At 52.8% G+C, this 6,858-nt stretch carries 5 protein-coding genes and 1 pseudogene; all 6 read right to left on the bottom strand.

All coding sequences use genetic code 11. The annotated features are described in order from the left end of the window. Positions 1–224: pseudogene (locus BSZ31_RS12355) on the bottom strand (Arm DNA-binding domain-containing protein); the annotation flags it as partial. Between the two features lie 228 nt (positions 225–452). Then, positions 453–1,505 (bottom strand): triacylglycerol lipase, encoded by a 1,053-nt coding sequence (locus tag BSZ31_RS12350; protein ID WP_146106685.1) that lies wholly within the window; start codon positions 1,503–1,505, stop codon positions 453–455. A gap of 428 nt (positions 1,506–1,933) precedes the next feature. Continuing rightward, a complete protein-coding gene (locus BSZ31_RS12345; protein WP_105029011.1) occupies positions 1,934–3,010 on the bottom strand; it encodes a formate dehydrogenase subunit gamma in 1,077 nt (358 codons plus the stop codon). Between the two features lie 12 nt (positions 3,011–3,022). Continuing rightward, positions 3,023–3,286, bottom strand: coding sequence for a hypothetical protein (locus BSZ31_RS12340; RefSeq protein WP_105029010.1), 264 nt, complete (start codon positions 3,284–3,286; stop codon positions 3,023–3,025). A 1-nt stretch (position 3,287) separates the two neighbouring features. After that, the gene (gene fdh3B / locus BSZ31_RS12335) at positions 3,288–3,890 is read right to left on the bottom strand and encodes a formate dehydrogenase FDH3 subunit beta (protein ID WP_008249081.1); all 603 of its coding nucleotides are present in this window, start codon (positions 3,888–3,890) and stop codon (positions 3,288–3,290) included. 25 nt (positions 3,891–3,915) lie between these two features. Beyond that, the gene (locus BSZ31_RS12330) at positions 3,916–6,855 is read right to left on the bottom strand and encodes a molybdopterin-dependent oxidoreductase (protein ID WP_105029009.1); all 2,940 of its coding nucleotides are present in this window, start codon (positions 6,853–6,855) and stop codon (positions 3,916–3,918) included. Between the last annotated feature and the right edge of the window lie 3 nt (positions 6,856–6,858).

Here is a 6,858-nt window from a genome sequence, read left to right as displayed (position 1 = left end):
CTGCGCCATGACGCGGGCCTGCTCGACGGTCAGTTCCCCGTACTGGCCCAGGGCGGGCTTGCGGCGCTCGCCGGCGTTCGTGCGGTACTGGAGCATGAACACCTTGCGGCCGGCGGGGTGATCTTGCACAGGAAGCCGGGCACCACAGTGTCCCGGAGTTCGACGGCCTTCGCCTGGGGCTTGGCGGCATCGACGGTGGACTTGGTGAGCTTGATTCTTGCCATGATGACTCCTCGGAAACCTCGGTTTCCAAGAGCCACATGGGAGCCACGCGACCGGAAGCCGGGTCAAGTTTCGGAAAGCACCGGCATATGATGGATGCGCCTAAGTCCTTGATAAACCTGCTGTAGCGGGCTTGGGCGCAGTCCAGCGAAGTACCGGGCTGGAGTCATCGTCAAACAAAAAAGCCCGGTGACAAGCCAGTCAGCGGGCTTTTCTTATTCAAATTGAGTTCAGCACATTCCACCCGCATAACAACGCAATGGGGGCTCTTCTGTGCTTTTGGGCTGCAAAGCCACCGACTGCGCAAATGTGCTCATCATCTTGGTCGCAAAGTTAATAGGGAATGACAAGGGGTCAACGCCAGGCATGAAGGGTGTCAAACACAATGCTGGAACCTGCGCTTTCAGACGCTCAAGACTGGCTACACCAGGATGCGAAAGTGCGTCACTCACAATTGCGTACCCGACCGCATCGGAAGAACCCACCAGAAAATGATCTGCCGTGTTGGTTAGACACACGTCTTGGGTTGCAATATTGACTTTGTTTCCCTCACCTGTACGCAGGCTTGACACGCCATTTTCCTCATCGAAATTCGGAATGGCGACGTCGTCGGTTCGGGTGTAGACCTGCGTGTAATCGATACCTGGCAAAGTTTCGCCTCCAGCATTTAAAGCATCAAGCCACTTGGCTGCAACAGCAATTTGGGTGAATGAAGTAATACAACCGATCACTGGCGTCGCACACAATAAGCTGGTCTCAATCAAACCGTGGTTTGCAGCAGCAATGCCAATCATGTCTTCAACCATGTCACGGGTGTCCGGGAAAAATTTCAAAGACCAACGGGGCATCACGCCGCCCTGACTGAAACCAACAATTGCGATTTTGGTGTTGGTGGTACGAAACATCTTGCGAATTGCGTGCGTAATGTATTCCGATGATGCTTGAAGCTCACCTGTATTGCTGTTGGGCAAATCAACGGCACACCAAGGAATGCCTGCTTCATCAAAAGCAGGAATGTAATTCCAGCTGAAGTTGCTTTCAACTGTTTGGGTCGCGCCCGGAACCAGCAAAACAGCACGTCCGGAATCGCTGCCAAAGCCCTCACTGCACTGCATGGCTGCATCAAGTTCTTGCTCGGAAATTAATAGAGGTGGCGAAGGGCTATCAGCTGGCACAAAGCCACTGGAAGCGATTCGGGAGGACTCCGAATTGGTGGAACTGTCTGACCCACACGCAGACAATACTAAACAAGAGGAAACTACAAACAGCTTGAATGGTTTCATCGCAAATCCTATTCAGATTCTTTCGGCCGCGCTAAAAAATCCGGGATAGGACAAAAAAGGGCAGAAAGCCAAATTTCTTTAAGGTGGGTCAAGCCCGGCTCCTCAAGTCTGGAAGCGCAAGTTGCATACCAGGCGAATGCAATTTAATTCACATTATTTTGCAATCACGATTTGACAATATTTTCAAGGCAGTTGTTGAATATTGATGGCAGTAAAATTACACCATTTGCTAATGCGGTTTTACTGGTTAATTCCAAATCAATTAACGCACTATTTAATAGCGTGATTCTATTTAGTGCGCACGCTGTTTGTGCTTCGCACCATTCATTGCTGGTCAATGCACCAAACACATAAAAAAGCCCACTCATTGCTGAGCGGGCTTTTCCCTATTTGCCATTGGCGCCTAGGTGAATAAACGGCGTTTAAAATTACTGCGCCATCACCTGAGAACCCATGGCTGTTGCGCCTTCTTTGGAGCGCACTGGCGAAACCTTGCCAGCCTTGATGTCATCGTACCAGGCATCGTGGTGAGCTTTCGCCCATGTTTCATCCACATAACCGTCACGCATGGCCTCAAGCGCACCTTCCATACCGATTGAGCCGATGTAGATGTGCCCCATGGACATGATGATGAACAACAGCGCCGCGCTGGCATGGATCACATGTGACTGCTGCATGAGTAAACGGTCTTGGTCGAAGTTCGGGAAGTCGAGAATAAGTCCAGTTGCAGACACTACAATGCCAAGCACTGTGACACCGCCCCAGAACCATATTTTCTCGCCCATATTGAAGCGACCCGCCGGGGCGTGCCCGAACAAACCACCACCTTTTTTGAGCCACTCGATGTCGTTTTTCTCTGGCAGATTGTCTTTCACATACATGATGAAAAACACAATGATGCTGACAGCAAACAACGGACCCACGAAGTTGTGAATCACAATACTGATCGATGCAAGCCACGAGTTGAGCGTTAAGCCCATCCACGGTGCCAGCACATGTTTGCCAAACATCAACAACAAACCGGTGAGCGCCAATGCCACAAAACTAAATGCCATGGTCCAGTGGGCCACACGTTCTGCAGAGGTAAAGCGCTCGATCAGCTTGCCAGTGCGTGGTTCGGGTAACTTTACAGGGCCTTTCACCAAGTGAGCCCCCATGATTACCAGAAAAACCAATGCAACAGCCCAGCCACCATAGTAGGAGATCCAGTCGTTGCGCATTTGGCGCCATGTTTCACCGCTTTTGTTAATCAACACACCTGTTTCACGGCCTTTGGTTACGGTGGTGAATGATTCACCAGACGCAACGCCTTCCCAAACCGGCGAGTTATTTAAGGGCTGCGTTTGCTGCTTCTGAACTTGCGCTTGCGCGCGTTCAGATGCGTCTTGCGCCATGGCCCCCATTGACCAAAGTGAGCAGACAGCGAAAACCAGGGCAGCGAACAAGACGAACATCGCCTTGCCCATGCCTGGCTGCGCCGCAGCCCGAATGGTTGAATGTGTCATGATTGACTCTCCTTATTGGGCCTTTGCCGAATCGCCAGTACGAACATACTCGTTCTGGGCTTTGGCTCGGACGTTCAGGGTTTCTTGCCAGCTTTCCTTGTCACCTGCCTTGAAACCGCCGGCAGTGTACTGACCGCCGCCCGTTTCAAATGCTGGTGTATCGGCTTTGCCTGCATAACCCTTGCCATTGTTGGCGTCTTCCAGAGGTGAGCAGCCAGTGGCCAGAATAAGGCCCGCGAAGGCCCCGGAAAGAATCAACTTGCCGCGAAGCGCCATATTACGCGCCCTCCTTGGCAGGTTGACCATAAGCAGAGCTCCAGCCCCACACTTCAGCACCCTTGCCGCGAACAACCACACGATTGCGGAAGATGTCGGAGACTACGTCGCCGTCACCCGCCAACAATGCCTTGGTTGAACACATTTCGGCGCACAGTGGCAGCTTGCCTTCGGCCAAACGGTTGCGACCATACTTCTCGAACTCGGCTTCGGACGCATCCTCTTCTGGACCACCGGCACAGAATGTGCACTTGTCCATCTTGCCGCGCTGACCAAACGCACCTTCCTGAGGGAATTGTGGTGCGCCGAACGGACATGCGTAGAAGCAGTATCCGCAACCGATACACAGGTCCTTGTCGTGCAACACAACACCTTCGTCGGTCTTGTAGAAGCAATTTACGGGACAGACAGCCTGGCAAGGCGCGTCTGAACAGTGCATACAAGCCACGGAAATTGAACGTTCTCCGGGTTCGCCGTCGTTGATGGTTACCACGCGGCGGCGGTTAATGCCCCACTCTACCTCGTGCTCGTTTTTACATGCGGTGACGCAGCCATTGCACTCAATGCAACGCTCGGCATCACACAGAAACTTCATACGTGCCATTTTCTTATCTCCTTTGCATTAGTGCTTAAACCAGCTTTTCAATCTGGCAAACGGTGGTCTTCGTTTCCTGCATCATCGTCACGCTGTCATAGCCGTAGGTAGTTGCAGTGTTCACTGCTTCACCACGTACAACAGGTGCCGCACCTTCTGGGTAATACTGAAGAAGGTCTTTGCCTTCCCAATGTCCAGAGAAGTGGAATGGCAAGAAGACTGTGTCTTCACCAACACGACGAGTGACCAGGGCTTGTACCTGAATCTTCGCGCCGGTTGGCGTCATTACACGAACCTGATCACCGTGTTTGATGCCGCGATCGTTCGCTGCCTTGGGGTTGATTTCAACAAACATGTTTTGCTGAAGTTCAGCCAACCATGGGTTGGAACGAGTCTCTTCACCACCACCTTCGTATTCCACCAGTCGACCTGAAGTCATGATCAATGGGAAGGACTTGCCGATGTCGGCGTTCTTCTCTTGAATTGACTTATACAACGTTGGCAAGCGCCAGAAACCGGCCTTGTCATCGTGAGTTGGGTACTTGGCCACCAAATCTGGCTTGGTTGAGTAAATTGGCTCACGGTGCTTGGGCACTGGATCCGGGAAGTTCCACACCACGGCGCGCGCCTTGGCGTTACCGAATGGGTGGCAACCGTGCTTCATTGCTACGCGCTGGATACCGCCAGAAAGATCGGTTTTCCAGTTTTTGCCTTCGGCTTCGGCTTTCTCGGCTTCGGTCAAATCATCCCACCAGCCCAACTGCTTGAGCATGTCAGCCGTAAATTCAGGGTGACCAGTAGTAATCTCGGCACCCACTGGGTGTGAGCCAGCTTCGGCCAACAAATTAACACCGTCTTTCTCAACACCGAAGTTGGCGCGGAAGTTACCACCACCGTCCATCACTGATTTCTCGGTTGAGTACAGATTGGGCGAGCCAGGGTGCTTGATATCGGCTGTGCCGTAGCAAGGCCATGGCAAACCGAAGTAGTCACCATCACAAGGACCGCCTTCCGCTTTCAATGTACGAACGTTGAAGGTGTGCATGTTCTTCATGTGCAACTTCAAGCGCTCTGGGCTTTGACCGGTGTAACCGATGGTCCAGGTGCCTTTGTTGATTTCCTTCAAGACGGATTCCATTTCAGGTTCCATCATGCCGCCCTTGCCTTTAACCAAGGTGTGTGAGCGGCTGAACTCGTCTGCAAAGCCCAGCTTCTCAGCCAGCTGATACATGATCATGTGGTCGGTGCGGCTATCGAACATAGGTTCGATCACTTTTTCACGCCACTGCAGCGAACGGTTGGAAGCAGTGCAAGAGCCTGAACACTCGAACTGAGTTGCAGCAGGCAAGAGGTACACCTCGCGGTTTGGATTCAAACCTGCGGGGTCACCTGGCATGGCCGCCATGGAGGCAGTGGCTGAAGGATAGGGATCGATCACCACGAGCAGGTCAAGTTTGTCCATGGCTTTCTTCATGTCCAAACCACGGGTTTGCGAGTTGGGTGCATGGCCCCAGAAGAACAGACCACGCAGATTACCTGCCTTTTGATCAATCAGTTCAGGATTTTCAAGTACACCATCAACCCAACGTGACACAGTCATACCTGCTTTGGTTGACATGCCTTCGGCGTAGCGACTCTTGATCCATTCGTAATCCACACCCCAAACTCGGCACCAGTGCTTCCAAGAGCCTTCTGCAACGCCGTAGTAACCGGGCAATGAATCTGGGTTCGGTCCCACGTCGGTGGCACCCTGAACGTTGTCGTGTCCGCGGAAAATGTTTGCACCGCCACCAGACACACCGATGTTACCCAGTGCGAGCTGTACGATACAGGAAGCACGAACCATCGCGTTACCGATGGAGTGCTGGGTTTGACCCATACACCAAACCAATGTGCTAGGACGGTTCTTGGCCATCATTTCAGCGACTTTGTACATCTGGGCTTCACCAACGCCGCAAGCTTCTTCAACCTTGTCGGGTGTCCAGTTGGCCATTACATCGGCCTTGATCTGGTCCATGCCGTACACACGGTCATTGATGTACTTTTTGTCTTCCCAACCGTTCTTGAAAATGTGATGCAGCAAACCGAACAGGAAAGGAATGTCAGAGCCGGAGCGAATGCGAACGTATTCGTCAGCACGAGCCGCAGTGCGGGTGAAACGTGGATCGACCACGATCATCTTCGCGCCTGTTTCTTTGGCGTGCAGCATGTGCAATACAGACACTGGGTGAGCTTCAGCCGCGTTTGAACCAATGTACAACGCGCACTTGGTGTTTTGCATGTCGTTGTAGGAGTTGGTCATCGCACCGTAACCCCAGGTATTCGCAACGCCAGCCACCGTGGTGGAGTGGCAAATACGTGCCTGGTGGTCAGTGTTATTGGTGCCCCACATGGACACCCACTTGCGCAGCAAGTATGACTGCTCGTTGTTGTGCTTGGACGATCCGATAAAGAACACGGAGTCTGGTCCGTTTTCTTCACGCAGAGCCAACATTTTTTTGGTGATGCCGTCTAGCGCTTCGTCCCAGCTAATTTTCTGGTACTTGCCATCCACCAATTTCATGGGGTACTTCAGGCGATACTCGCCGTGGCCGTGTTCACGCAGTGCCGCACCCTTGGCGCAGTGTGCACCCAGGTTAATCGGGCTATCAAACACAGGATTCTGGCGAACCCACACGCCGTTCTGAACTACCGCATCAGTCGCGCAACCTACTGAACAGTGTGTACAAATCGTCCGCTTAATCTCGATTGCACCACTTGCTGCGCCACCCTCAGCGGCAGCTTCAGCCTTGCGCACCATGCCAAACGGCAGGCTACCCGCAACCGCGCCAGCGCCCACACCGATACCGGAGCGCTTCAGGAACGCACGGCGGTCCATGGTGGCGCCCAAGCGTGACCCAATTTTATTGAGCAAGCTGTGGTTGTGATTGGGAATCACTTTGGCCACTGTCTTTTCGTCTCTTCTCTTTAACATCCT

Origin of the sequence: Limnobacter sp. SAORIC-690 (genome assembly GCF_002954425.1) — a bacterium.
Taxonomy (GTDB): Bacteria; Pseudomonadota; Gammaproteobacteria; order Burkholderiales; family Burkholderiaceae_B; genus Limnobacter; species Limnobacter profundi.
This window is presented reverse-complemented; position numbering and strand designations above follow the sequence as displayed.